Source organism: Enterobacter cloacae complex sp. P18RS (assembly GCF_014982105.1).
Classification (GTDB): Bacteria; Pseudomonadota; Gammaproteobacteria; order Enterobacterales; family Enterobacteriaceae; genus Enterobacter; species Enterobacter hormaechei_C.
Window position 1 is genome coordinate 138,919 of the sequence record NZ_JADCKV010000016.1, and the last position, 22,076, is coordinate 160,994.

At 53.0% G+C, this 22,076-nt stretch carries 22 protein-coding genes and 2 pseudogenes; 14 read left to right on the forward strand and 10 right to left on the reverse strand.

Going from position 1 to position 22,076, the window contains the following annotated elements; genetic code table 11:
• Nucleotides 1-21 precede the first annotated feature (21 nt).
• The 7 genes and pseudogenes from INF61_RS12815 to dbpA all read left to right on the forward strand — a co-directional run bounded on the left by INF61_RS12815 (nucleotide 22) and on the right by dbpA (nucleotide 6,858).
• Nucleotides 22-1,638, forward strand: a complete 1,617-nt coding sequence (locus INF61_RS12815; RefSeq protein WP_063138314.1) for an ABC transporter substrate-binding protein — start codon at nucleotides 22-24, stop codon at nucleotides 1,636-1,638.
• A 202-nt stretch (nucleotides 1,639-1,840) separates the two neighbouring features.
• A pseudogene (locus INF61_RS12820) lies at nucleotides 1,841-1,981 on the forward strand (VasL domain-containing protein); the annotation flags it as partial.
• 28 nt (nucleotides 1,982-2,009) lie between these two features.
• Nucleotides 2,010-2,498, forward strand: a complete 489-nt coding sequence (locus INF61_RS12825) for a hypothetical protein (protein WP_047733282.1) — start codon at nucleotides 2,010-2,012, stop codon at nucleotides 2,496-2,498.
• Between the two features lie 297 nt (nucleotides 2,499-2,795).
• Nucleotides 2,796-3,926, forward strand: a complete 1,131-nt coding sequence (locus INF61_RS12830; protein ID WP_080276444.1) for a methyl-accepting chemotaxis protein — start codon at nucleotides 2,796-2,798, stop codon at nucleotides 3,924-3,926.
• Between the two features lie 90 nt (nucleotides 3,927-4,016).
• The gene (gene zntB / locus INF61_RS12835) at nucleotides 4,017-5,000 is read left to right on the forward strand and encodes a zinc transporter ZntB (protein WP_017382256.1); all 984 of its coding nucleotides are present in this window, start codon (nucleotides 4,017-4,019) and stop codon (nucleotides 4,998-5,000) included.
• Nucleotides 5,001-5,280: 280 nt separating this feature from the next.
• Nucleotides 5,281-5,427, forward strand: coding sequence for a hypothetical protein (locus INF61_RS12840; protein ID WP_275427718.1), 147 nt, complete (start codon nucleotides 5,281-5,283; stop codon nucleotides 5,425-5,427).
• Between the two features lie 57 nt (nucleotides 5,428-5,484).
• A complete protein-coding gene (gene dbpA, locus INF61_RS12845; RefSeq protein ID WP_058686350.1) occupies nucleotides 5,485-6,858 on the forward strand; it encodes an ATP-dependent RNA helicase DbpA in 1,374 nt (457 codons plus the stop codon).
• 43 nt (nucleotides 6,859-6,901) lie between these two features.
• Here dbpA and ttcA read toward each other — a convergent pair whose 3' ends face one another.
• Together ttcA and INF61_RS12855 are read right to left on the reverse strand one after the other, a co-directional pair.
• A complete protein-coding gene (ttcA, locus tag INF61_RS12850; protein WP_001186974.1) occupies nucleotides 6,902-7,837 on the reverse strand; it encodes a tRNA 2-thiocytidine(32) synthetase TtcA in 936 nt (311 codons plus the stop codon).
• Between the two features lie 49 nt (nucleotides 7,838-7,886).
• Nucleotides 7,887-8,084, reverse strand: a pseudogene (locus INF61_RS12855) (tyrosine-type recombinase/integrase); the annotation flags it as partial.
• Nucleotides 8,085-8,154: 70 nt separating this feature from the next.
• Here INF61_RS12855 and INF61_RS23030 point away from each other — a divergent pair.
• The 3 genes from INF61_RS23030 to INF61_RS12865 all read left to right on the forward strand — a co-directional run bounded on the left by INF61_RS23030 (nucleotide 8,155) and on the right by INF61_RS12865 (nucleotide 9,128).
• Nucleotides 8,155-8,286 carry a hypothetical protein gene (locus tag INF61_RS23030; protein ID WP_017693355.1) on the forward strand — a complete coding sequence of 44 codons (132 nt, stop codon included), beginning with the start codon at nucleotides 8,155-8,157 and terminating at the stop codon, nucleotides 8,284-8,286.
• A gap of 219 nt (nucleotides 8,287-8,505) precedes the next feature.
• On the forward strand, nucleotides 8,506-8,703 hold the full coding sequence (locus INF61_RS12860; protein WP_000790642.1) for a hypothetical protein: 198 nt from the start codon (nucleotides 8,506-8,508) through the stop codon (nucleotides 8,701-8,703).
• A gap of 2 nt (nucleotides 8,704-8,705) precedes the next feature.
• On the forward strand, nucleotides 8,706-9,128 hold the full coding sequence (locus INF61_RS12865) for a GFA family protein (protein WP_032648425.1): 423 nt from the start codon (nucleotides 8,706-8,708) through the stop codon (nucleotides 9,126-9,128).
• A gap of 34 nt (nucleotides 9,129-9,162) precedes the next feature.
• On the opposite strand, the gene ompC is transcribed toward INF61_RS12865, so the two are convergent.
• Together ompC and nifJ are read right to left on the reverse strand one after the other, a co-directional pair.
• Nucleotides 9,163-10,290, reverse strand: a complete 1,128-nt coding sequence (gene ompC, locus INF61_RS12870) for a porin OmpC (RefSeq protein ID WP_017382260.1) — start codon at nucleotides 10,288-10,290, stop codon at nucleotides 9,163-9,165.
• Nucleotides 10,291-10,675: 385 nt separating this feature from the next.
• The gene (gene nifJ / locus INF61_RS12875) at nucleotides 10,676-14,200 is read right to left on the reverse strand and encodes a pyruvate:ferredoxin (flavodoxin) oxidoreductase (protein ID WP_193547802.1); all 3,525 of its coding nucleotides are present in this window, start codon (nucleotides 14,198-14,200) and stop codon (nucleotides 10,676-10,678) included.
• Between the two features lie 270 nt (nucleotides 14,201-14,470).
• On the opposite strand from nifJ, the gene INF61_RS12880 reads away from it, so the two are divergent.
• On the forward strand, nucleotides 14,471-14,737 hold the full coding sequence (locus INF61_RS12880; RefSeq protein WP_003856935.1) for a DUF333 domain-containing protein: 267 nt from the start codon (nucleotides 14,471-14,473) through the stop codon (nucleotides 14,735-14,737).
• A 1-nt stretch (nucleotide 14,738) separates the two neighbouring features.
• On the opposite strand, the gene hslJ is transcribed toward INF61_RS12880, so the two are convergent.
• From hslJ to INF61_RS12900, 4 genes are all read right to left on the reverse strand, one after another.
• Nucleotides 14,739-15,176 (reverse strand): heat shock protein HslJ, encoded by a 438-nt coding sequence (hslJ, locus tag INF61_RS12885; RefSeq protein WP_015570436.1) that lies wholly within the window; start codon nucleotides 15,174-15,176, stop codon nucleotides 14,739-14,741.
• A 123-nt stretch (nucleotides 15,177-15,299) separates the two neighbouring features.
• Nucleotides 15,300-15,428 (reverse strand): DUF2474 domain-containing protein, encoded by a 129-nt coding sequence (locus tag INF61_RS12890; RefSeq protein WP_017693358.1) that lies wholly within the window; start codon nucleotides 15,426-15,428, stop codon nucleotides 15,300-15,302.
• Entirely contained in the window at nucleotides 15,428-16,438 is a 1,011-nt protein-coding gene (gene cydB, locus INF61_RS12895) for a cytochrome d ubiquinol oxidase subunit II (RefSeq protein WP_047747224.1), read from the reverse strand. Before cydB ends, INF61_RS12890 begins: the two co-directional genes overlap by 1 nt.
• 5 nt (nucleotides 16,439-16,443) lie before the next feature.
• Nucleotides 16,444-17,838, reverse strand: a complete 1,395-nt coding sequence (locus INF61_RS12900) for a cytochrome ubiquinol oxidase subunit I (protein ID WP_047747226.1) — start codon at nucleotides 17,836-17,838, stop codon at nucleotides 16,444-16,446.
• Between the two features lie 393 nt (nucleotides 17,839-18,231).
• On the opposite strand from INF61_RS12900, the gene INF61_RS12905 reads away from it, so the two are divergent.
• From INF61_RS12905 to patD, 3 genes are all read left to right on the forward strand, one after another.
• Entirely contained in the window at nucleotides 18,232-18,420 is a 189-nt protein-coding gene (locus INF61_RS12905; RefSeq protein ID WP_017382267.1) for a hypothetical protein, read from the forward strand.
• An 82-nt stretch (nucleotides 18,421-18,502) separates the two neighbouring features.
• Entirely contained in the window at nucleotides 18,503-19,927 is a 1,425-nt protein-coding gene (locus INF61_RS12910) for a PLP-dependent aminotransferase family protein (protein ID WP_193547803.1), read from the forward strand.
• A 139-nt stretch (nucleotides 19,928-20,066) separates the two neighbouring features.
• The gene (patD, locus tag INF61_RS12915) at nucleotides 20,067-21,491 is read left to right on the forward strand and encodes an aminobutyraldehyde dehydrogenase (protein ID WP_193547804.1); all 1,425 of its coding nucleotides are present in this window, start codon (nucleotides 20,067-20,069) and stop codon (nucleotides 21,489-21,491) included.
• A gap of 35 nt (nucleotides 21,492-21,526) precedes the next feature.
• On the opposite strand, the gene INF61_RS12920 is transcribed toward patD, so the two are convergent.
• Both INF61_RS12920 and INF61_RS12925 read right to left on the reverse strand, forming a co-directional pair.
• Nucleotides 21,527-21,709 (reverse strand): DUF1869 domain-containing protein, encoded by a 183-nt coding sequence (locus INF61_RS12920; RefSeq protein ID WP_003856955.1) that lies wholly within the window; start codon nucleotides 21,707-21,709, stop codon nucleotides 21,527-21,529.
• 3 nt (nucleotides 21,710-21,712) lie between these two features.
• A complete protein-coding gene (locus INF61_RS12925) occupies nucleotides 21,713-22,066 on the reverse strand; it encodes a DUF1971 domain-containing protein (protein ID WP_003856958.1) in 354 nt (117 codons plus the stop codon).
• Nucleotides 22,067-22,076 lie beyond the last annotated feature (10 nt).

Sequence of the window (22,076 nt, forward strand, 5' to 3'; positions counted from 1 at the left end):
TGACATCATTAAGGGGATCGTATGAAGCATCCTGTTTCGCTTCTTTGTACTGCGCTGTGGCTGTGCGGGCTTTCTTCACTTTCATATGCCGCGGAGGTTCCCGAAGGAACGGTTCTGGCGCAAAAGCAGGAGCTGGTTCGACATATCAAAGATGAGCCCGCTTCGCTCGATCCGGCAAAAGCGGTGGGATTGCCCGAGATACAGGTGATCCGCGACCTCTATGAAGGGCTGGTGAATCAGAACGAAAAAGGGGAGTTAGTTCCCGGCGTGGCGACGCGCTGGCAGAGCAATGATAACCGCGTCTGGACATTCACGCTGCGGGATAACGCTAAGTGGTCCGACGGTACTCCGGTGACGGCACAAGATTTTGTCTATAGCTGGCGTCGTCTGGTTGATCCTAAAACAACGTCACCTTTCGCCTGGTTTGCGGCGCTGGCGGGCATTAACAATGCCCAGTCCATCATCGACGGCAAAGCTGCTCCGGATACGCTCGGCGTGATGGCGGTGGATGCTAAAACGCTGCGCGTGCAGCTGGACAAACCGCTACCCTGGTTCAGTAATCTGACGGCTAACTTCGCGTTTTATCCTGTTCAAAAGGCCAATGTGGAGAGCGGTAAGGAATGGACGCGCCCTGGCGCGCTCATTGGCAACGGTGCTTATGTGCTGAAAGATCGCGTGGTGAATGAAAAACTGGTGGTTGAGCCGAACTCTCATTACTGGGATAACGCCAGGACGGTGCTTAAAAAAGTCACCTTTGTGCCCATCAACCAGGAGTCCTCAGCGACCAAACGCTATCTGGCGGGCGATATCGATATTACAGAATCGTTTCCGAAAAACATGTACCAGAAGCTGCTTAAAGATATTCCGGGACAGGTATATACACCGCCACAGCTTGGGACCTATTACTACGCGTTTAACACGCAAAAAGGCCCAACCGCGGATGCCCGCGTACGTCTCGCGCTCAGCATGACTATCGACAGACGTATTATGGCGGAAAAAGTCCTGGGGACCGGCGAGAAACCGGCCTGGCATTTTACTCCCGATGTCACTGCGGGTTTTACGCCGGAAACCTCACCATTTGAGCAGATGTCTCAGCAGGAGCTGAATGCGCAGGCGAAAACGTTGTTGCAGGCGGCAGGCTATGGCCCTCAGCGCCCGCTTAAATTAACGCTGCTGTACAACACGTCTGAAAACCATCAGAAAATTGCGATTGCCGTTGCATCCATGTGGAAGAAAAATCTGGGTGTTGACGTTAAGTTGCAGAATCAGGAGTGGAAAACCTACATCGACAGCCGCAATACCGGGAATTTTGACGTCATCCGTGCATCGTGGGTAGGGGACTACAACGAGCCGTCGACATTCCTGTCGCTGCTGACCTCCTCCCACAGCGGGAATATCTCACGATTCAACGATCCTGCTTACGATAAGATTATTCATCAGGCGACGCTCGAAACTACTGAAAAAGCGCGTAATGCCGACTACAACATGGCCGAGAAGATCCTCACCGAGAAAGCACCGATTGCCCCTATTTATCAGTACACCAATGGCCGTCTCATCAAGCCATGGGTTAAAGGTTATCCGATAAATAACCCAGAGGATGTTGCGTACAGCCGTACAATGTATATTGAAAAGCACTAAAAAGAGCTCAGGGCGCTACGTGATTATGGTTAACATCCATTAACCGCATAAGCGCCCGCTCTCAGGGTTGATTGTTTTACAGCCTGGTTATTTCCGAATATTCCCTTCATATCAGCCCATCACTCATTGTCATGATGAATATCTTCAGAGAGATTCTTCCTCCCGTTTATCGAAAAACGCGTAGTCATTTATTCGCCATACCGTTCCGCTTGAGGAGCAGCTTCGTCTGCTTTCCATTTTACCTGCCGGGCAACCCGTGTCAGCAGCGCAGCTAAACCAGACCGAACAGCATCTTCAGCAGTTGATTGCCAACTATGCCCTGCTGAAGCACCAAAAAGAATAATGAGACTGGCGAAAAACACGGAGTTGACATGTCAGCAAGAGAGCGTTTTTTTAAGAAAGTGCAGCAAAGTATTGGGGACAAACCGATCTATGTTAATACGGCTGAGGCCGAAGTCAGGACGTTTTGTGAGCGGATGGAGGATCTTGCGCAGCAAATCATTACATGGTTTGAAGGTTCTGGTATTGAAATAATTTTATCTAAAAAACATATCACCGATTTAAGTACGGTTGGCTACAGCCTCAGTAGCGGTATATGTCGTTATGCTATTACGACGATCATTTTGCAAAATGGGGATCGCAGCGTCACCATTATGCCAGAACAGGTGATCAGGGGGCCGGAGAAGGGGTGTGTGACGATGAGTATTAATGTCCCCGATAGTCTGTCGGGGGCGAGGATATTCCATTTAAGCATGGCGCCTGATACAGGCTGGTATATTCGTCGCGGGCATCAAAGTGCAAAAGAGAATATTCTCATGAATGAGGACTGTTTTTTCCAGACTATCGACTATCTGGCCTGAACGTAAGCCACTCTAACGGGAGGGGCGCGTATTAACTACGTTAACTTATTAAGCACCACTAAACAACGGCGCCCTACAGTACCCCTCCTTAAATATATAATTGCCATTTTTGAAGGGGTATCAGCAACCAAACGACAAGCCAGACATTTAGCGTAAAACATGCTTTTTGTCCGCCTTAAGTAAAACTGCGAAAATCAAACTGCAAAACAACAAACCAGCGACGAACGTGAGGACAAATTTGTATGGCAATGCTATAACCCTTAATGCCAACCAAAATATAATGCCCCAGGAAAACGTATGCTAAGAAATATTAGTGTCAGAACGTTCATTGTCTATTTCCTTTTATGTGTATTTTTGGTAAGTGATGGAGTTATAGCGCTATTTTCACGGAATTCTTCGCTTTTTATTGCAGTCATAATTGTACAATTCATCGCCTTATTTTTACTCTGGGCGTACATGACCAAATATCTTGTGACGCCGATCAATACGGTGAAAAAAAGTATTGAAGAAGTGACGTCAGGCAAACTTGGCGTGTCGATACCTGAATTTGGCAACAACTGTGCGGGACGACTGATCCCGGGGATTAACAGTCTCTCCAGCAACATTGCAACGCTGGTCCGTGAGATCCGCGCCTCCTCGCAAACCGCGATGACCCTGTCAGATCAACTCTCTTCACGCAGCGCGCAGCTTTCCGTCAAAACAGAACAGCAGTCAGCTTCGCTGGTGCAAACGGCAGCAAGCATGGAAGAGATGGCTGCAAGTACAAAAAATAATGCCGACAATACCCGTTTAGCCAGCGAGCAGGCGAATATCGCGACGTTACAGGCGCGTAAAGGCGGAGAATTAATGGGGCAGGTCGCGAACAATATGCAGTCGATTACCGACTGCGCCCAGCAAATGACAGAGATTATCTCGCTGATTGACGGTATCGCTTTTCAGACCAATATTCTGGCGCTTAACGCCGCCGTTGAAGCGGCAAGAGCGGGCGACCATGGTAAAGGGTTTTCTGTGGTCGCGGGTGAGGTGAGAAGCCTGGCGCATCGTAGCGCCGAAGCGGCAAAAAATATTAAGTCACTGATTGAAGTTACCAGCCATAACGTGACGCAGGGCGTTAACGTGGTCTCTGAAGCCGAAAAAAACATGCATGACATTGTTACCGGTTCGGGCAATGTGAGCAGACTGATGGATGAAATATCCGCCTCAACATCAGAACAGGAAAAAGGTATTTCACAAATTACGCAGGCATTGTCAGAGCTTGAACGCGTAACGCAGAGCAACGTGTCGATGGTTGAGGAACTCAATGGATCGTCAGATGTGCTGCGCAATCAGGTGATTGAGCTCCAGACACGAACACGTAATTTCCGTCTGGAAAATGAGTTCCAGACTGACAATGCGTTAAGAAGCCGCGAATGGGCGGTGAATTCCTGAACGTATTCAGGACGATGCCTCACATAATTATTGCTTAACCCTCGGCGCAAGCTAGACTGACACCGAAAGAGATAAAACGGTGGAGGCGCTGTGGAGAGCATTAAAGGGTCTGAGGTTAACGTACCTGACGCAGTTTTTGCATGGGTGTTTGATGGACAAGGCGGCGCAAGGCCGCTTGAAGATCAGGATCACATCGACAGCGAACATCCATGCTGGCTGCACCTCAACTACACGCACCCGGACAGCGCCGAGTGGCTCGCGTCCACGCCGCTACTGCCCAACAACGTTCGGGATGCGCTGGCGGGAGAAAGTCTCAGACCCCGCGTCAGCCGCATGGGTGAGGGGACGTTAATTACGCTGCGTTGTATAAACGGCAGTACGGATGAGCGTCCGGATCAGCTGGTGGCAATGCGTGTTTATATGGATGAACGGCTGATTGTTTCCACCCGCCAGAGAAAAGTGCTGGCGCTGGATGACGTCATTAACGATCTGAAAGAGGGCACGGGGCCTACGGATTGCGGCAGCTGGCTGGTGGATGTGTGTGATGCGCTGACCGATCATGCCAGCGAGTTTATAGAAGAACTTCACGATAAAATCATCGATCTGGAAGATAACCTGCTCGATCAGCAAATCCCCCCACGTGGTTTTCTGGCGCTGCTGCGTAAGCAGCTCATCGTGATGCGCCGCTATATGACCCCTCAGCGCGACGTTTATGCGCGGCTGGCCAGCGAACGCATGAGCTGGATGAACGATGATCAGCGCCGCAGAATGCAGGATATCGCTGACCGGCTCGGACGTGGACTGGACGAGATTGACTCATGTATTGCCAGAACGGCAGTCATGGCGGATGAGATAGCCCAGGTGATGCAGGAGTCGTTAGCCAGGAGAACGTACACCATGTCGCTGATGGCGATGGTCTTTTTACCGAGTACCTTCCTGACGGGGTTGTTTGGCGTAAACCTCGGAGGGATCCCCGGCGGTGAATATCACTATGGCTTCACCACGTTTTGCGTCATGTTAGTGGTTTTGATTGGGGGTGTTGCATGGTGGTTGCATCGTAGTAAATGGCTGTAAATTTACGCTTTTCTGAGGCAGAGTCGGCTTCAAAACGACATTTTAATTGAGCGAAGTCAATAAACTCCGACCATGTTAGGTGCAATATTACTCCCGCAGGTGAATGCAACGTCAAGCGATGGGCGTTGCGCTCCATATTGTCTTACTTCCTTTTTTTGAATTACTGCATAGCACAATTGATTCGTACGACGCCGACTTCATAGTCGGCTTTTTTTTGCCTCCTGTTTATCTGCGTCTACCCTTTAGGAGTAAGCACCCTAATCTGGAGGAAAAGATGAGTATGCTACTTGCCCTGCAACGCCTCAACACCTGGCAGTCCGATCCGGTGCCCACCGATCCGACGCCGATACCCGATCCTGTCCCACGTCCGCAGCCGATGCCGGATCCGCCGCCCGATGAAGAACCGATTAAATTGTCGCATCGTTAGCGCAGATCTGCGAGGATACGCGCCATCTGACTGCAATCATTACCACGAGAGTATATTGTGACCGCTTTTTCCACGCTGAACGTTCTGCCTGAAGCCCAACTGACTAACCTGAATGAGTTGGGCTACCTCACTATGACCCCTGTCCAGGCCGCCGCGCTGCCGGCTATCCTTGAAGGCCGTGACGTGCGCGTGCAGGCGAAAACCGGCAGTGGAAAAACGGCTGCATTCGGGCTAGGCCTGTTACAACACATTGATGCAACCTTGTTTCAGACCCAGTCCCTGATACTCTGCCCGACGCGCGAGCTGGCCGACCAGGTCGCGGGCGAGCTGCGTCGTCTGGCGCGTTTTTTGCCTAACACTAAAATTTTAACGCTCTGCGGGGGGCAACCGTTCGGTGCGCAGCGCGATTCCCTTCAGCACGCGCCGCATATCATTGTGGCTACGCCGGGCCGTCTGCTCGATCACCTGCAAAAAGGCACCGTTTCACTCGATACACTGCAAACGCTGGTGATGGATGAAGCTGACCGCATGCTGGATATGGGCTTCAGCGATGCGATTGACGAAGTGATCCGCTTTGCGCCAGCCACGCGTCAGACGCTGCTCTTTTCTGCCACCTGGCCCGAGGCGATTGCAGCGATCAGCGGGCGCGTGCAGAAGAACCCGCTGACCATTGAAATCGATACTGTCGATGCGTTACCAGCGATTGAGCAGCAGTTCTTCGAGACATCGCAGCACGGCAAAATTCCACTGCTACAAAAATTGCTGAGCCAACACCAGCCAGCGTCCTGCGTGGTGTTCTGTAATACCAAAAAAGATTGTCAGGCGGTGTGCGATGCCCTGAATGATGCCGGACAGAGCGCATTATCGCTGCATGGCGATCTGGAACAGCGCGATCGCGATCAGACTCTGGTGCGTTTCGCTAACGGCAGCGCACGCGTGCTGGTTGCAACGGATGTGGCGGCCCGTGGCCTGGATATTAAATCGCTTGAGCTGGTGGTGAATTTCGAACTGGCATGGGATCCGGAAGTGCATGTCCACCGCATCGGGCGTACCGCGCGTGCAGGTAACAGTGGTCTCGCCATCAGCTTCTGCGCACCTGAAGAGGCGCAGCGCGCCAATATTCTTGCGGAAATGCTGCAACTGAAACTCAACTGGGTGAATACCCCTGGTAATATCAGCATCGCTCCGCTGGCGGCGGAAATGGCCACCTTGTGCATCGACGGCGGTAAAAAGGCCAAAATGCGTCCCGGTGACGTTCTGGGGGCGTTAACTGGGGATATCGGTCTCGACGGGGCAGATATTGGCAAGATCACGGTCCATCCTGCGCATGTCTACGTAGCGGTTCGCCAGTCGGTTGCGCATAAGGCCTGGAAGCAGTTGCAGGGCGGGAAGATTAAAGGGAAGACCTGCCGCGTTCGACTGCTCAAATAAGCTTAAAACGCGTCTCAGAAACGATATCTGAGACGCTGCCAGGTTACTTGACTTCTACCACGTTCAGGCGCAGTTCATCGAATTGCGCATCCTCTTCCTCTGGCTGCCAGCCAGCAGGCTGCATCGGGATCTCTTCGCGGTCAAACGCCAGATCCCCGCCATTCACCACCTCTGAACCGTGGTTAATCCCTTTGAAATCGAACAGTTCAACGTCGGCCAGGTGCGAAGGCACCACGTTCTGCATGGCGCTGAACATGGTTTCGATGCGGCCCGGATAGCGTTTATCCCAGTCACGCAGCATGTCGCCAATGACCTGACGTTGCAGGTTCGGCTGTGAGCCGCACAGATTGCACGGAATGATAGGGAAGGCTTTGGCCTGGGAGAAACGCTCAATGTCTTTCTCGCGGCAGTAGGCGAGTGGGCGGATCACGATGTGTTTGCCGTCGTCGCTCATCAGCTTCGGTGGCATTCCCTTCATTTTGCCGCCATAGAACATATTCAGAAACAGCGTTTGCAGAATGTCGTCCCGGTGATGACCAAGCGCAATCTTGGTGGCGCCCAGTTCGGTTGCGGTGCGGTAAAGAATGCCGCGACGCAAACGTGAGCAGAGCGAGCAGGTCGTTTTGCCCTCTGGGATCTTCTCTTTAACAATGCCGTAGGTATTCTCTTCTACGATTTTGTACTCAACGCCCAGGTTCTCAAGGTACTCCGGCAGGATATGCTCCGGGAAGCCCGGCTGTTTCTGATCGAGGTTAACCGCGACCAGGGAAAAGTTCACCGGTGCGCTTTGCTGTAGATTGCGCAGGATCTCCAGCATGGTGTAGCTGTCTTTACCGCCCGACAGGCAGACCATGATGCGATCGCCTTCTTCAATCATGTTGAAGTCTGCAATGGCTTCGCCCACGTTACGGCGCAGTCGCTTTTGCAGTTTATTCAGGTTGTACTGTTCTTTCTTGTTAATTTCTTGATTTTGTTGCATCTATTCGTTACTCAGATCTCAAATGGGGCACAGGGTGAGGAAAACGATTTCAAAGCGTCAGCTTCGTGTTCATCTCTTCTATCCATGTAGCATAGATTTCATACACCATCTGCGCATGTACGTGCCCCATCTGGTTAGCGATAAAAGACGGGTTTGCGGCTACCGGTAAAAACCAGCATGCGAAAGTGTGTCGTGTATGGTACGGATTGCAGCGCCGAATGCCAGCACGATTTACAAATGAGCTCCACAGGAGAAGTTTGGTTAAGACTGAAGGGTTGTCTACACTTACAGCTTACGCAGTAAAAACGGAGGTGAAAATGACTGACCGTCCCGTTAATGGTGACCATCCTGATTATAATCCCAGCCCGGATAACCCGGACAAGGATGGAAAAAAACCGAAAGATGATCCTGGCTCAGCGCCTGAATCAGGCGATAAAGATCCAGAGTAATGACCTGCCGCCTTTTCGAAGGCGGTTTTAACACCCATTCGGCCTCTCTACGCGCACCGCTATTCATGTTGTCCTCATCAACGTTGTCTGATAACCGCTCAGAACCCCTCCTGTTTTGCCTGGCGAACAGCTGAGATAAAGCACGGATCTCATTCCCGCGTACCAGCGCGTTTTACATTTCTCCTGCTACGCTTTTGAGGGGGACAAGGGAGCGCTTCTATGAAAAATAAAGACGAGCAGACAGGATTAGTTGGGCTGGCGATTGGTGCCGCCGTTATCGGGCTGGTTTCATCCCAGAAGATCATCAACCGTGAAAGTATTGTCGCTGAGCTGGTAAGGCTCGGCAGGCAGAAGGGGGATGGTGTCGAAGATGAGGTCTTTTTAAAAGCGGCTGAGTTAGTGAGAAAAGGAGTATAACGATGGCTGATATTCGTCATGCACAGTGTCATTGTGGGGCGGTGAAATTTACGGTTGAGCTGACGGACGGCCTGAATACCGCACGTCGATGTAGCTGCTCGTTTTGCAGGATGCGTGGGGCGGTTGTGGTTTCAGCGCCTTTGACGGGCATTAAGGTGACGCAGGGCGCGGACACGCTCACAGAGTACCGTTTCAACACCGGCACGGCGCGCCATTTCTTCTGTTCGATCTGCGGTATTTACACGTTCCACCAACGACGTTCCAATCCCAATGAATATGGTGTGAATGTTGCCTGTCTGGAAAATGTCACGCCATTCGACTTCCCGGAAGTGGTGGTAATGGATGGAGTTAATCACCCTATGGATGGCGACAGCGGAGTATTTGGCTATCTCTCTTTCCGCAAAGAACAGGCGAAACAGCGATAAAAATTAGCCCGCAGGTCGCTGCGGGCTAACGGGATTAGAACTGGTAAACCAGACCTAACGCTACGATGTCATCCGTACCGATGCCATTGTTTTTGTAGAACGAATCATCTTCATCCAGCAGGTTGATTTTATAATCAACATAGGTGGACATGTTTTTGTTGAAATAGTAGGTAGCACCGACGTCAGCGTATTTCACCAGATCTTTATCGTCCTGGCCATTGCCCAGGTCTTTACCTTTGGACTGTAAATAGGAAATAGCCGGACGCAGACCGAAATCGAACTGATATTGTGCGGTGACTTCGAAGTTCTGGGTTTTGTTTGCCACCGCATCTGCATTGTCGCCGTACGGCGTCATATTGCGGGTTTCGGAATACATTGCCGCCAGATAAATGTTGTTGGCATCGTATTTCAGACCTGCGGTCCATGCATCCGCAGTATCGCCGCCCGCAGTAGTGTAATTTACCTGATCGTTGGTACGGTCAGATGAAGTATATGCCGCACCTGCGCTGAAGCCCATGCCGAAATCGTAGGTTGCGGATATACCGTAACCGTCACCATTTTCATGACGTGTATCACGACCGTTGTTGGTCCCTTCATTGGTAGAGCAGAAATTCTCGTCGCAGTTATTACCTTCATTATTACCCTGATACTGCACCGCGAAGTTCAGACCCTGCACCAGACCAAAGAAGTCGGTGTTACGGTAGGTCGCCACGCCGTTTGCACGACCGGTCATAAAGTTATCGGCATAAGTATAAGAGTCGCCACCAAATTCTGGCAGCATATCGGTCCAGCCTTCAACGTCGTACAGGACGCCATAGTTACGGCCGTAATCGAAGGAGCCGTAATCGCCCACCTTCACACCCGCGAAGGCCAGACGCGTCCAGGACTGATTGTCAGAACCTTCGGTGTTGTTTGCCTGAATGTTGTATTCCCATTGTGCGAAGCCGGTCATCATGTCGTTGATTTGGGTTTCACCTTTGAAGCCCAGTCGCATATAGGTTTGATCGCCATCTTTAGACGCGTCGTCAGAGAAATAATGCAGACCATCTACTTTGCCATACAGATCCAGTTTATTGCCGTCTTTATTATAAATTTCAGCTGCGTGAGCGGCGCCAGCCATTAACAAAGCGGGGATCATCAGTGCCAGTACTTTTCTTTGCATTTTGATTATTCCTTTGCAGTTATTTTTTTATTACTTCGTGAACTTTCCGGGCTGGAAAGCTGTCCCATGCTAAATCACTCTGACGGCGGATGAATAAAATATAATTGTTACGGGTTAAGTAAAATCTAAACTAAATGATGCGGTAGAAATAACGATAGATGTCATGAATGAATTATTATAATCAATACAAAATAAAAATTATTAATTACGCGGAAAACAAGGTAACCTCCACGCCGTTATATGCCTTTAAGATTTTTTCATCCATAATTCACGTGAATATTGTTCAGAACATTGAGGCAATTTTCACCGATCTTCTGGATTCGCCCGGTGCACGTGCATCGGGCTTTTTTTGGCAAAAAAATGCCCGGACAAGCCGGGCATAAAGTTATGCACTGGTCGATTTTTCGGCTTTTCCCGCCAGTTGCGCCAGGAAGTCATAACGCTTCTGTAGATCCGCTGCCGCATCCTTCCATAGCTGCTCTGCCACTTCTGGCTGTTGAGCGTTCAGCCTGCGGAAACGCTGCTCCTGAAGTAAGGTTTCGGCAAGGGCGTCTGACGGCGGACGCGAATCCAGCGCCAGCGGCAATTTCCCTTCATCGGCACGGCGCGGGTCAAAGCGGTACAGCGGCCAGAAGCCGGTTGCGGTGAGCTGACGCATCTGGTCGTGGCTGAGCGCCAGATCGTAGCCATGTTCCTCACACGGACTGTAGGCGATAATCAGCGACGGCCCTGGATACGCTTCCGCTTCCTGAATGGCTTTCACCGTCTGGTTGAGCTGCGCCCCCAGCGAAATCTGCGCGACGTAGACGTGTCCATACATCATCATGCTGACGCCCAAATCTTTACGCGCCTTGCGCTTGCCGTGCTCACCAAATTTCGTGACCGCCCCCAATGGCGTTGCTTTCGAGGCCTGTCCGCCGGTGTTGGAATAGCACTGAGTATCAAGCACCAGAATATTGACGTTTTCGGTCAGGCTCAGGACATGATCAAGACCGCCGAAACCAATATCGTAGGCCCACCCGTCGCCGCCGATCAGCCAGACAGATTTTTCAACCAGCGCGTCAGCATCAGTCAGGAGTTGTTCAGCCCCTTCAACACCCTGAAGCGCGTTGCGCAGTTCAGCAACCTGCGCGCGACGAACGTCAGGTGTGGCCTCCGCATGCAGGGCATCATTCAGTTCTGCCGGGATCTTATCGGCAAACTGTGCCAGCAGACGCATTACGCGGGCGCGGTGCTGATCGACCGTCAGACGGAATCCCAGACCAAATTCTGCGTTGTCCTCGAAAAGCGAGTTTGCCCACGCCGGGCCGCGACCGTTCGCGTCGGTGGTGTATGGCGTAGACGGCAGGTTACCCCCATAGATTGACGAGCAGCCCGTCGCGTTGGCAATCAGCATTCGGTCACCGTAAAGCTGAGTGAGCAGTTTGATATACGGTGTTTCGCCGCAGCCGGAGCACGCACCGGAGTACTCGAAGAGCGGGGTGATGAGCTGCGAGGTACGAATGTCAATGCGTTCCAGCTTGTTGCGATCGATTTCGGGCAGGTCGAGGAAGAAATCATAATTCACTTTCTCTTCTTCAACATGTTCAAGACGCGACATCATATTGATGGCTTTGATTGACGGGTCCTGACGATCTTTCGCCGGGCACACCTCGACGCACAGGTTACAGCCGGTACAGTCTTCCGGCGCCACCTGTAGGACATATTTCTGACCACGCATATCGCGGGATTTTACATCCAGCGAGTGCAAACTTTCCGGCGCGCCATCTAACGCTTCTGGCGACACCACTTTGGCGCGAATGGCCGAGTGAGGGCAGGCCGCCACGCAGTGGTTGCATTGGGTGCACAGCTCTTCTTTCCAGATAGGGATCGCTTCGGCAATGTTGCGTTTTTCCCAGCGGGTCGTGCCCATCGGCCAGGTTCCGTCAGGCGGAAGCGCAGAGACGGGAAGGGTGTCGCCCAGTCCGGCAAGCATCGCCGCCGTGACGGTTTTGACGAAATCCGGGGCGGCGTCAGACACCACTGGCGGCCGGTTCGGACTGCTGGCATTGACCGGCTGCAACGGCACCGCGAACAGCGATTCGCGGGCCAGCGCCAGCGCCTGCCAGTTGCGCTCAACCAGTTCCTGACCTTTGCTGCTGTAGCTTTTGGCGATTGCACCCTGAAGCTCCATCAGCGCGCTGTCGCCCGGCAGAATATTGGTCAGGTGGAAGAACGCCATCTGCATAACCGTATTGATGCGCGCCGCCAGGCCGCATTCGCGGGCGATCTTCGCGGCGTTAATGACATACAGGCGCGCCTGTTTCTGGTTAAGCACCGCCTGCACTTCCTGGGGCAGGCGTGCCCAGACCTCGTCGGCGCTGTAAGGGGTGTTGATCAGGAAAATACCGCCGGGCTTCAGGCGCTCGGCCATCTGATATTTATCAATGAACTGGAGCTGGTGACAGCCAACAAAATCCGCCTGAGAAATCAGGTATGCCGAGCGGATCGGGTGTTCGCTGACGCGCAGATGGGAAACGGTCAGTCCGCCCGCTTTTTTGGAGTCGTAGACGAAATACCCTTGCGCATACCACGGCGTAGAGTTGCCGATAATTTTGATGTTGTTCTTGGTCGCCGAGACGCTGCCGTCGCTACCCAGACCGTAGAACAGCGCTTCCAGTTTCGCAGTCGAGGGCAGGGTGTTTTCCGGCAAGGGGAGAGAAAGGTTAGTCACGTCATCATAAATGCCGACCGTAAAGCGCGGCTTCGGTTTTGCCTCGCGGAGTTCAGCAAATACCGCCAGGACGCACTCCGGTCCGAACTCTTTGGAAGACAATCCATAACGCCCGCCAATGACGCGCGGCAGCGTTTCGCGCTCACCGCGGTTAAACGCCTCAGCCAGAGCGGTCATCACATCCAGATAAAGTGGCTCAGCCTGTGCGCCAGGCTCTTTGGTGCGGTCCAGTACCGCCACTGCACGCGCGCTGTCCGGCAGGGCTGCGAGCAGGTGTTTCGCTGAGAAGGGACGGTAGAGGCGAACTTTGAGCACGCCAACTTTTTCACCACGCGTCAATAGCTCATCAACCACCTCTTCACCGGTGCCAATGGCGGAGCCCATCAGGACGATCACGCGCTCGGCCTGCGGATGACCGTAATATTCAAACGGCTTATATTCGCGGCCCGTCGCAGCGGCAAAATCGTCCATCGCCTGTTCAACGTGCTCATAGACCGCGTTGTACCACGGGTTTGTCGCCTCGCGGGACTGGAAATAGGTATCCGGGTTCGCAGAGGTACCCCGGATCACCGGATGTTCCGGATTGAGGGCGCGAGCGCGATGCGCATCGATGTCCGCCTGCGGCAGCAGATTCAGAATGGTGTCGTCCGGCAGTGGAACGATTTTATTGATCTCGTGGGACGTACGGAAACCATCGAAGAAATGAATAAAAGGCACACGGCTTTTCAGCGTGGCGATATGCGAAATCAGCGCGAAGTCCTGCGCTTCCTGCACGCTGCTGGCGCAGAGCATAGCGCAGCCGGTCTGACGCACGGCCATCACGTCTGAGTGGTCGCCAAAAATAGAGAGAGCGTGAGTGGCTACGGTGCGTGCGGCAACGTGCAACACAAACGGCGTTAATTGCCCAGCCAGCTTGTAAAGCGTGGGGATCATCAACAGCAGCCCCTGAGACGACGTGAACGAGGTCGACAGGGCACCGGTCTGCAACGCACCATGCACGGTGGCAATGGCACCGGCTTCGGACTGCATCTCTACAACCCGCGGGACATCGCCCCAGACGTTTTTTATCCCATTACCAGCCCAGGCGTCAGCCTGTTCAGCCATCGTGGAGCTGGGAGTGATGGGGTAGATGGCGATCACTTCGCTGGTACGAAACGCAACAGACGCGACTGCACCATTGCCGTCAATAGTTTGCATAGGACAACACCCTTACATTGCGCAAAAAGAGGGGCCTGAAAAACGACGACAGACCCTGAATATTATCTGTGTATTTTAGCAAAGCTCAGGTTTTACGATTTTCGCTTTTGTGTCCTTGGTATGCGCTGTATCAATGACTCGATGGCTACTCGCGTTAAAAAATTGCGAGAAATTGTTACCAGGGCGCATAAATACGCACATCCGCTCTCGACGATGCGGCGCGTGATGCCTATTATGCATAGGTTTCGCGTTAATTATGGGGAGGAAGGTATGCGTTCAGCATTTTGGGTCGGATGTGCCGCGTTACTGTTGTCGGCATGCAGCAATGAACCTGTACAGCAGGCGACAGCGGCACACGTTACGCCAGGTATGCGGGCGGCTATGTCCAGTTCAGGTCAGGCCAACTGCGCAATGATCGGCGGTTCACTCTCCGTTGCCCGTCAGCTCGATGGCTCCGCCATCGGCATGTGCGCATTGCCAAATGGCAAACGCTGTAGTGAGCAGTCGCTTGCCGTAGGTTCGTGCGGAAGCTACTGAGTTATTCAACTCGCTTAAACATCAATGTTTTATTGGCTGTCGCCAGGGTTAACTGGTCTTCGGTCAGGTCTACCTGTGCGCCTGTGCGTAGCATATCGGCGATGGTCTGATCCAGTTCATTTAGCTGCGGCTCGGTGCAGAGTTTCCGCGTCATTGCCAGCGTTTTGACCGTCAACTCTCCTTCGGACAGTTTCCCCTGGCCGTTGAAGCCGTTGCACATTGTGCCGGAGACGACAATGTTGTTAATCAGGCTGATATTGGGTTGCGCACTGAAGCGAATTTCAGGCTGGGTTTTCCCGCCTTTAACCGCTTTGCCATCCACATTTTCCAGAACGAAACGATGATTCTCTAGCTGTTCGGTCTGAACGGAGGCTTTACCAGGATTAACGCATCCAGCCAGTGCGAGGCTGATTAAACTTACTGCCGCGAGCTTTTTCATTTTTCTTCTCAAACTATCAATGCTGTAAATATTTTTTCAGTGTAACCATACCCTCCTGGGTGTTAATGGGGTTTATCTGAAAGTGCGGGAAGGGACCGGGCGGCGGCGCACCCGGTCAGTGAGTTAGTGCGATTTAAATCCGGCTGCGGCCATCAGCATTTTAAAGAGCATACTTACGCAGGCCAGCGCCAGAACGCTGCCGCCCCAGATGATGGCAAGCCACATCAAACGTTTCCATACAGGTTGTTGCATCAGTGATAACCCTCCCCATGCTGTACTTTTCCGCGAAAAACGTAATAACTCCAGAAGGTGTAGACCAGAATCACGGGAATGATCAACAGTGCACCCACTAACATAAAGCCCTGGCTTTGGGCTGGCGCAGCGGCCTGCCACAGGGTAATGTCCGGCGGGATAATATGCGGCCAGATGCTGATCCCAAGCCCGCTAAAGCCAAGAAAAATTAGCCCTAACGTCATGATAAATGGAAGAGTATGGCTTGCAGGTTCGTTCAGGCAACGCCACTGGCACAGGCTCAGGATCGCAACCAGCGCAGGCACGGGCAGCAGATAAAACAGATTCGGCAGCGTAAACCAGCGCGCAGCAATAGCTGGTTGGGCGAGAGGGGTCCAGATACTGATTACTGCAATGAATACCAGAAGCAGGAGCAGAAGCACTTTCGATACCTGACGCATCCGCTGTTGCAGGGCATTTTCGCTTTTCATTACCAGCCACGTTGAACCTAACAGCGCGTAAGCCACCACAAGACCCGCACCGCAGAAAAAATTGAACGCGGTAAACCAGTCAAACGGACTACCGCTGTAAGCGCGACCAGTGACGCTGAACCCATGGATGACCGCGCCGACGGTGATGCCCTGGCTGAAGGTCGCCACAATTGATCCGCCAATAAAGGCCTTATCCCAGAACGGGCGGTGCGCCGGAGTGGCCTTGAAGCGAAATTCGAAGGCGACGCCACGAAATATAAGCCCGATCAGCATTATTGTCAGTGGAATGGTTAGCGCGTCGATGATAACCGCATAGGCGAGAGGAAAGGCGCCAAACAGGGCCGCACCGCCAAGCACCAGCCAGGTTTCGTTGCCATCCCAGACGGGAGCCACGCTATTGACCATCACGTCGCGGTCGTCCGCATTCGGCGTTGCCGGAAACAGGATGCCTATCCCCAGATCAAAACCGTCCATCACGATATACATCAACGTGGCGAAAACGATAATCACGGACCAGATAATGGAAAGATCGATACCCATTACGGTTACTCCTTAAATTCAGTGGTGACGGCAGAAAGCGGACGAGCAGGGCGGCCATCGGATTCAGTCGCGAAGGATTCATGGGGCTGCGGCCCTTTTTTAATCAGACGCACCATATAGCTGTAACCCACGCCGAATACCGCGGTGTAAACCACGAAGAAGGCCAGCAAACTGACGCTCATGTGCAGATCGCCATGCGCGGAAACCGCATCCTTTGTACGCTGTAGACCATAGACGACCCAGGGCTGGCGGCCGACCTCCGTTGTTACCCATCCGGCGAGGATCGCGATCAGCCCGGACGGCCCCATCAGCAGGGCAAACCACAGGAAGGAACGTGAGGTATAAAGGCGCTGTTTATAACGCAGGCAGATTGCCGTCACGCCCAGGAGCAGCATCAACATTCCCAGGCCGGCCATGATGCGGAAAGACCAGAAGACAATGGTGGCGTTCGGGCGATCTTCTTTTGGGAACTCCTTCAATGCCGGAACCTGTTTATCGAGACTGTGGGTCAGGATCAGGCTGCCGAGAGCGGGAATTTCCAGGCCAAAACGGGTCCGTTCCTGCTCCATATCCGGCCAGCCAAACAGCAGCAGTGGGGTAGGCTCACCCGGCGGATTCTCCCAGTGGCCTTCAATGGCGGCTATTTTCGCTGGCTGGTGTTTTAAGGTATTAAGCCCGTGCATATCCCCCACCAGCGCCTGGACGGGGGCCACGATCAACGTCATCCACAACGCCATGGAGAACATGGTGCGAATAGCGGGCGTATTGTTTCCGCGCAGCAAATGCCAGGCCGCGGAGGCACCGACAAACAGCGCGCTGCTGAGAAATGCCGCTATCGACATGTGCAGCAGGCGGTAAGGGAAGGAGGGGTTAAACACCACGGCAAACCAGTCCACCGGAACGACCTGACCGTTGATGATTTCATACCCTTGCGGTGTCTGCATCCAGCTGTTTGACGAGAGGATCCAGAACGTAGACATGAGGGTCCCCAGTGCGACCATGCAGGTCGAAAAGAAGTGCAGCCCCGGCCCGACCTTATTCCAGCCAAACAACATTACCCCGAGGAACCCCGCCTCAAGGAAGAACGCGGTAAGCACTTCATAGGTCAGCAGGGGGCCGGTAATACTGCCCGCGAACTGGGAAAACCCACTCCAGTTAGTGCCAAACTGATAAGCCATCACCAGGCCGGAGACCACGCCCATCCCAAAGTTGACGGCGAAGATCTTCGACCAGAAATGGTACAGCGAGCGCCAGACGGGATTTTTTGTTTTCAACCACAGCCCTTCCAGCACGGCGAGATAGCTCGCCAGGCCAATGGTTATCGCCGGAAAAATAATATGAAAGGATACGGTAAAGGCGAACTGTATTCGCGCAAGATGAAACGCATCTAAACCAAACATGCACTGCCTCAATGTTAAACGGTGTACTGTTATGATAGAGAGGCGGCAAATGAGATATCAGAAGCAGAATTTGATAAATTATCTATAACAGTTGTGGGAAAAGCTTAACTTTATCTGGCTGATATAGTTAACAAGGAAGAATAAAAAATTTCTTTTTATGATTTTTACGCATTAATCAGCTTGCTTTGTCGCCAGCAACATGCGTTAATGGATTTCTGGTTTTGAATCCAAATAAATATCTGACGTAGTTTTATAAAGCAGTTCTCATCACGTTGTGCCTCTCCGCAGCCTCTCTTGGGTCTTTATCTACATTCCGATTAGTTTTGTATCGAACCTTTTATTGCCTGATCGGCTCATGAGTAATTTACGTTTTTACGTTTACAGGAGAATCCTATGACTTCTTATATCCATTTCCGCTGCCCATGCTGTCATGGCTCGCAGTACCGCACCTCAGCTTTTGATGTGTCTGACAAAAATCCGTTCGGCGCGAAATGCATTTTCTGCAAATCGTCGATGATCACGCTCGACCACCTGGCCGCAGCGCGTTCTGTTCAGAATCACATTACAGAGTACCGCAAGTAATCTGCCGCGTTTCCTATAACAGTTAGCAAAATCTTCTCTTTTTCTCCTGCTGATATACACTGTCAGCAATAAGGAGAATCTGATGAAAAAATACCAGCGTCTGGCGCAACAAATTATCTCGCAGATTGAGCTTGGCGTATGGTTGCCGGGCGATAAGCTGCCTTCTCTGCGAGAGCAGGTGGCAAACAGCGGCATGAGTTTTATGACCGTGGGCCACGCGTATCAGATGCTGGAAAGTCAGGGGCGCATTGTTGCCAGACCGCAGTCAGGCTATTACGTTGCCGCCCGCCCGACCACACACCAGCCTGCACCGCCCGCGCAGGTGATGCGCGATGAAGTGGTCGACATCAACACCTATATTTTCGACGTGCTACAGGCCAGCCGCGACCCCTCCGTTGTCCCTTTTGCCTCGGCGTTTCCCGATCCGCGCCTTTTCCCGCTTCAGCAACTCAACCGATCGCTGGCTAACGTCAGCAAAACGGCTACCGCCATGAGCGTGATTGAAAACCTGCCGCCGGGTAACGTCGACTTACGTCATGCCATTGCCCGTCGCTACGCTCAGCAGGGAATGAATATCTCCCCGGATGAAATTGTGATCACCGCGGGCGCGCTTGAGGCGCTCAACCTCAGTTTGCAGGCTGTGACTGAACCAGGGGACTGGGTTATCGTTGAAAACCCCTGTTTTTATGGCGCACTCCAGGCGCTTGAACGTCTGAAACTGAAAGCGCTGTCGGTTGCCACTGACGTGCGTGAGGGCATCGATCTCAGTGCCCTTGAGCAGGCGTTAAATGATTATCCGGTGAAAGCCTGCTGGCTGATGACCAACAGTCAGAACCCGCTCGGCTTCACGCTGAGTGCAGAGAAGAAAGCTCAGCTGGTGGCCTTACTCACCCGGCATAACGTCACGCTGATTGAAGACGATGTTTACAGCGAACTCTACTTTGGCCGCGAAAAGCCGCTTCCGGCAAAGGCCTGGGATAAGCAGGATATGACGTTGCACTGCTCCTCATTCTCCAAGTGTCTGGTGGCCGGTTTCCGTATTGGCTGGGTGGCGGCGGGAAAACATGCGCGCCGTATTCAGCAGTTGCAGCTGATGAGTACGTTGTCCACCAGTTCTCCCATGCAGCTGGCGCTGGTGGATTACCTGGCGACCAAACGTTACGACGCCCACCTTCGTCGCCTGCGACGCACGCTTGCTGAACGCAAACAGCAGGCCTGGCAATCGCTTTTGCGTCATATGCCTGCCGGCGTCAAAATCCATCATAACGACAGCGGCTACTTTTTATGGCTTGAACTGCCTGAACAGCTGGATGCGGGGCGGTTGAGTGAGAAGGCGTTAACCCATCAAATCAGCATTGCGCCCGGCAAGATGTTTTCCACCTCCAATATCTGGACACCGTTTTTCCGTTTCAATACCTCATGGGGCTGGGGCGAGCGGGAGGAGCAGGCGGTCGTCCAACTGGCGGGGTTAATCCGCGAAATGATGCTGCACCCAGTCACACCTTGATGAAAATTCCTGAAGCGACATGACGCGCGGTCTACCCTTAGTAAGGGAGCGCGGATTGTTAACGTGACGTTGTCACGTTTCTGCCCGCCAGAACGTGTGCTGACAGCGAAAACAATGTCGATTTCAACAGGACGATGCTATGCAAAATCAATTGCTGATTAATGGTGAACTGGTGACCGGCGAAGGTGAGAAGCAGGCGGTTTATAATCCTGCCACGGGTGAAGTGCTGCTGGAGATTGCTGAAGCGTCGGCAGCACAGGTGGACGCTGCCGTCCATGCTGCCGATCGCGCGTTCACAGAGTGGGGACAAACGACGCCGAAAACGCGCGCCGAATGTCTGTTGAAACTGGCTGATGTGATAGAAGCCAACGCTGACGCGTTCGCAAAAGTGGAGTCCCTTAACTGCGGGAAACCGCTGCACTGTGTTCAGGGAGATGAGATCCCGGCCGTGGTCGATGTGTTTCGCTTCTTTGCCGGGGCCGCCCGCTGCCTGAACGGGCTGGCTGCCGGAGAATATCTTGAAGGACATACCTCGATGATCCGCCGCGACCCGGTTGGCGTTGTCGCCTCTATTGCCCCCTGGAACTATCCTCTGATGATGGCGGCGTGGAAGCTGGCGCCCGCGCTGGCGGCGGGAAACTGTGTCGTCATCAAGCCGTCTGAAATCACCCCGTTGACGGCGCTGAAGCTGGCGGAACTGGCGAAAGATATCTTCCCGCCAGGTGTGCTGAACGTGCTGTTTGGTCGCGGAAAAACCGTAGGAGATCCGCTGACCGGCCACGAAAAAGTCCGTATGGTTTCTCTCACCGGCTCTATTGCTACCGGAGAACATATTATCGGGCATACCGCATCTTCAGTTAAACGTACCCATATGGAATTGGGCGGAAAAGCCCCGGTCATTGTCTTTGACGATGCAGATTTGGATGCCGTGGTTGAAGGCGTGCGTACGTTTGGTTTCTACAATGCTGGTCAGGATTGTACCGCAGCCTGTCGTATCTATGCCCAGAAGGGGATTTACCCCGCGCTGGTCGAAAAGCTGGGCGCAGCCGTTGCCAGCCTGAAAATGGGCGCGCCGGACGATGCGTCAACCGAGCTGGGACCGCTCAGCTCCGCAGCGCATCTTTCCCGCGTTTGCGCTGCCGTGGACGAAGCCAAAACCCTTGGACATATCCGCGTCGTCACCGGTGGCAGTAAAAGTGAGGGGGCAGGATATTACTTCCAGCCAACGCTGCTGGCCGGGGCGAAGCAGGAAGATGCGATCGTCCAGCGAGAAGTGTTTGGCCCGGTGGTCAGTGTGACAGAATTTGAGGATGAAGCGCAGGTGCTGAACTGGGCTAACGATTCGCAATACGGCCTGGCCTCGTCCGTCTGGACAAAAGACGTCGGACGCGCCCATCGCCTCAGCGCACGGTTGCAGTATGGCTGCACCTGGGTCAATACCCATTTTATGCTGGTGAGCGAAATGCCGCACGGCGGGATGAAGTTATCCGGTTATGGCAAAGATATGTCGGTCTACGGACTTGAGGATTACACGGTAGTCCGGCATGTAATGATCAAACACTAAACCTTCATGCCCGGCGCAGTGCCGGGCGATTCAGCTTACCAGCCACAGACCTCGTGTTCATTTTCCGTATCGTAGGCGCGAACGGTGTTCACCAGATCCTTCACGACATCTGCCGCGACGTCCGGGATCAACAGCTCCATTGGCGCTTCTGTTTCATAATCCACCGACACGCCGTTGCTGTTGTTGGTGACGGTCACGGTATAGGTAGCCTTACCCATTATTTACTCCTTATGCGTGTTGACCACTTTACCGATGCCCGCACCGCTGAGCGTGACGGCAGGATCCGCGAAAAAGTCGATATTAAAATAGGTGTCGTCGGTCAGTAGCTCAATGCGGTGCCATTTTTGGGGTGGGGAGATGCCAAAAGAACCGGCCTCAATGACCACTTCCAGATCGGGTTCGGTGGCGTCGCCATCGGCAAAGCCAAAGTAACGCACTGCACCCTGCATGACGGATAACCGACCGTACACGCCGGCTTTGGTGTTGTGATGGGTAAAAAGCGCTTTTGGGGCGGTCTCTTTATTCCAGAACGGCGTCGAGCGGGTATGAACAAAGTTTTCAGGAATACGTAACATAATAGTTTCC

What these genes read in the sequence shown, in the direction of transcription:
- INF61_RS12815 (WP_063138314.1), top strand. Translation starts at nt 22, where the DNA reads ATGAAGCATCCTGTTTCGCTTCTTTGTACTGCGCTGTGGCTGTGCGGG.
- INF61_RS12825 (WP_047733282.1), top strand. Translation starts at nt 2,010, where the DNA reads ATGTCAGCAAGAGAGCGTTTTTTTAAGAAAGTGCAGCAAAGTATTGGG.
- INF61_RS12830 (WP_080276444.1), top strand. Translation starts at nt 2,796, where the DNA reads ATGCTAAGAAATATTAGTGTCAGAACGTTCATTGTCTATTTCCTTTTA.
- INF61_RS12840 (WP_275427718.1), top strand. Translation starts at nt 5,281, where the DNA reads ATGCTACTTGCCCTGCAACGCCTCAACACCTGGCAGTCCGATCCGGTG.
- ttcA (WP_001186974.1), bottom strand. Translation starts at nt 7,837, where the DNA reads ATGCAACAAAATCAAGAAATTAACAAGAAAGAACAGTACAACCTGAAT.
- INF61_RS23030 (WP_017693355.1), top strand. Translation starts at nt 8,155, where the DNA reads ATGACTGACCGTCCCGTTAATGGTGACCATCCTGATTATAATCCCAGC.
- INF61_RS12860 (WP_000790642.1), top strand. Translation starts at nt 8,506, where the DNA reads ATGAAAAATAAAGACGAGCAGACAGGATTAGTTGGGCTGGCGATTGGT.
- INF61_RS12865 (WP_032648425.1), top strand. Translation starts at nt 8,706, where the DNA reads ATGGCTGATATTCGTCATGCACAGTGTCATTGTGGGGCGGTGAAATTT.
- ompC (WP_017382260.1), bottom strand. Translation starts at nt 10,290, where the DNA reads ATGCAAAGAAAAGTACTGGCACTGATGATCCCCGCTTTGTTAATGGCT.
- nifJ (WP_193547802.1), bottom strand. Translation starts at nt 14,200, where the DNA reads ATGCAAACTATTGACGGCAATGGTGCAGTCGCGTCTGTTGCGTTTCGT.
- INF61_RS12880 (WP_003856935.1), top strand. Translation starts at nt 14,471, where the DNA reads ATGCGTTCAGCATTTTGGGTCGGATGTGCCGCGTTACTGTTGTCGGCA.
- hslJ (WP_015570436.1), bottom strand. Translation starts at nt 15,176, where the DNA reads ATGAAAAAGCTCGCGGCAGTAAGTTTAATCAGCCTCGCACTGGCTGGA.
- INF61_RS12890 (WP_017693358.1), bottom strand. Translation starts at nt 15,428, where the DNA reads ATGCAACAACCTGTATGGAAACGTTTGATGTGGCTTGCCATCATCTGG.
- cydB (WP_047747224.1), bottom strand. Translation starts at nt 16,438, where the DNA reads ATGGGTATCGATCTTTCCATTATCTGGTCCGTGATTATCGTTTTCGCC.
- INF61_RS12900 (WP_047747226.1), bottom strand. Translation starts at nt 17,838, where the DNA reads ATGTTTGGTTTAGATGCGTTTCATCTTGCGCGAATACAGTTCGCCTTT.
- INF61_RS12905 (WP_017382267.1), top strand. Translation starts at nt 18,232, where the DNA reads ATGACTTCTTATATCCATTTCCGCTGCCCATGCTGTCATGGCTCGCAG.
- INF61_RS12910 (WP_193547803.1), top strand. Translation starts at nt 18,503, where the DNA reads ATGAAAAAATACCAGCGTCTGGCGCAACAAATTATCTCGCAGATTGAG.
- patD (WP_193547804.1), top strand. Translation starts at nt 20,067, where the DNA reads ATGCAAAATCAATTGCTGATTAATGGTGAACTGGTGACCGGCGAAGGT.
- INF61_RS12920 (WP_003856955.1), bottom strand. Translation starts at nt 21,709, where the DNA reads ATGGGTAAGGCTACCTATACCGTGACCGTCACCAACAACAGCAACGGC.
- INF61_RS12925 (WP_003856958.1), bottom strand. Translation starts at nt 22,066, where the DNA reads ATGTTACGTATTCCTGAAAACTTTGTTCATACCCGCTCGACGCCGTTC.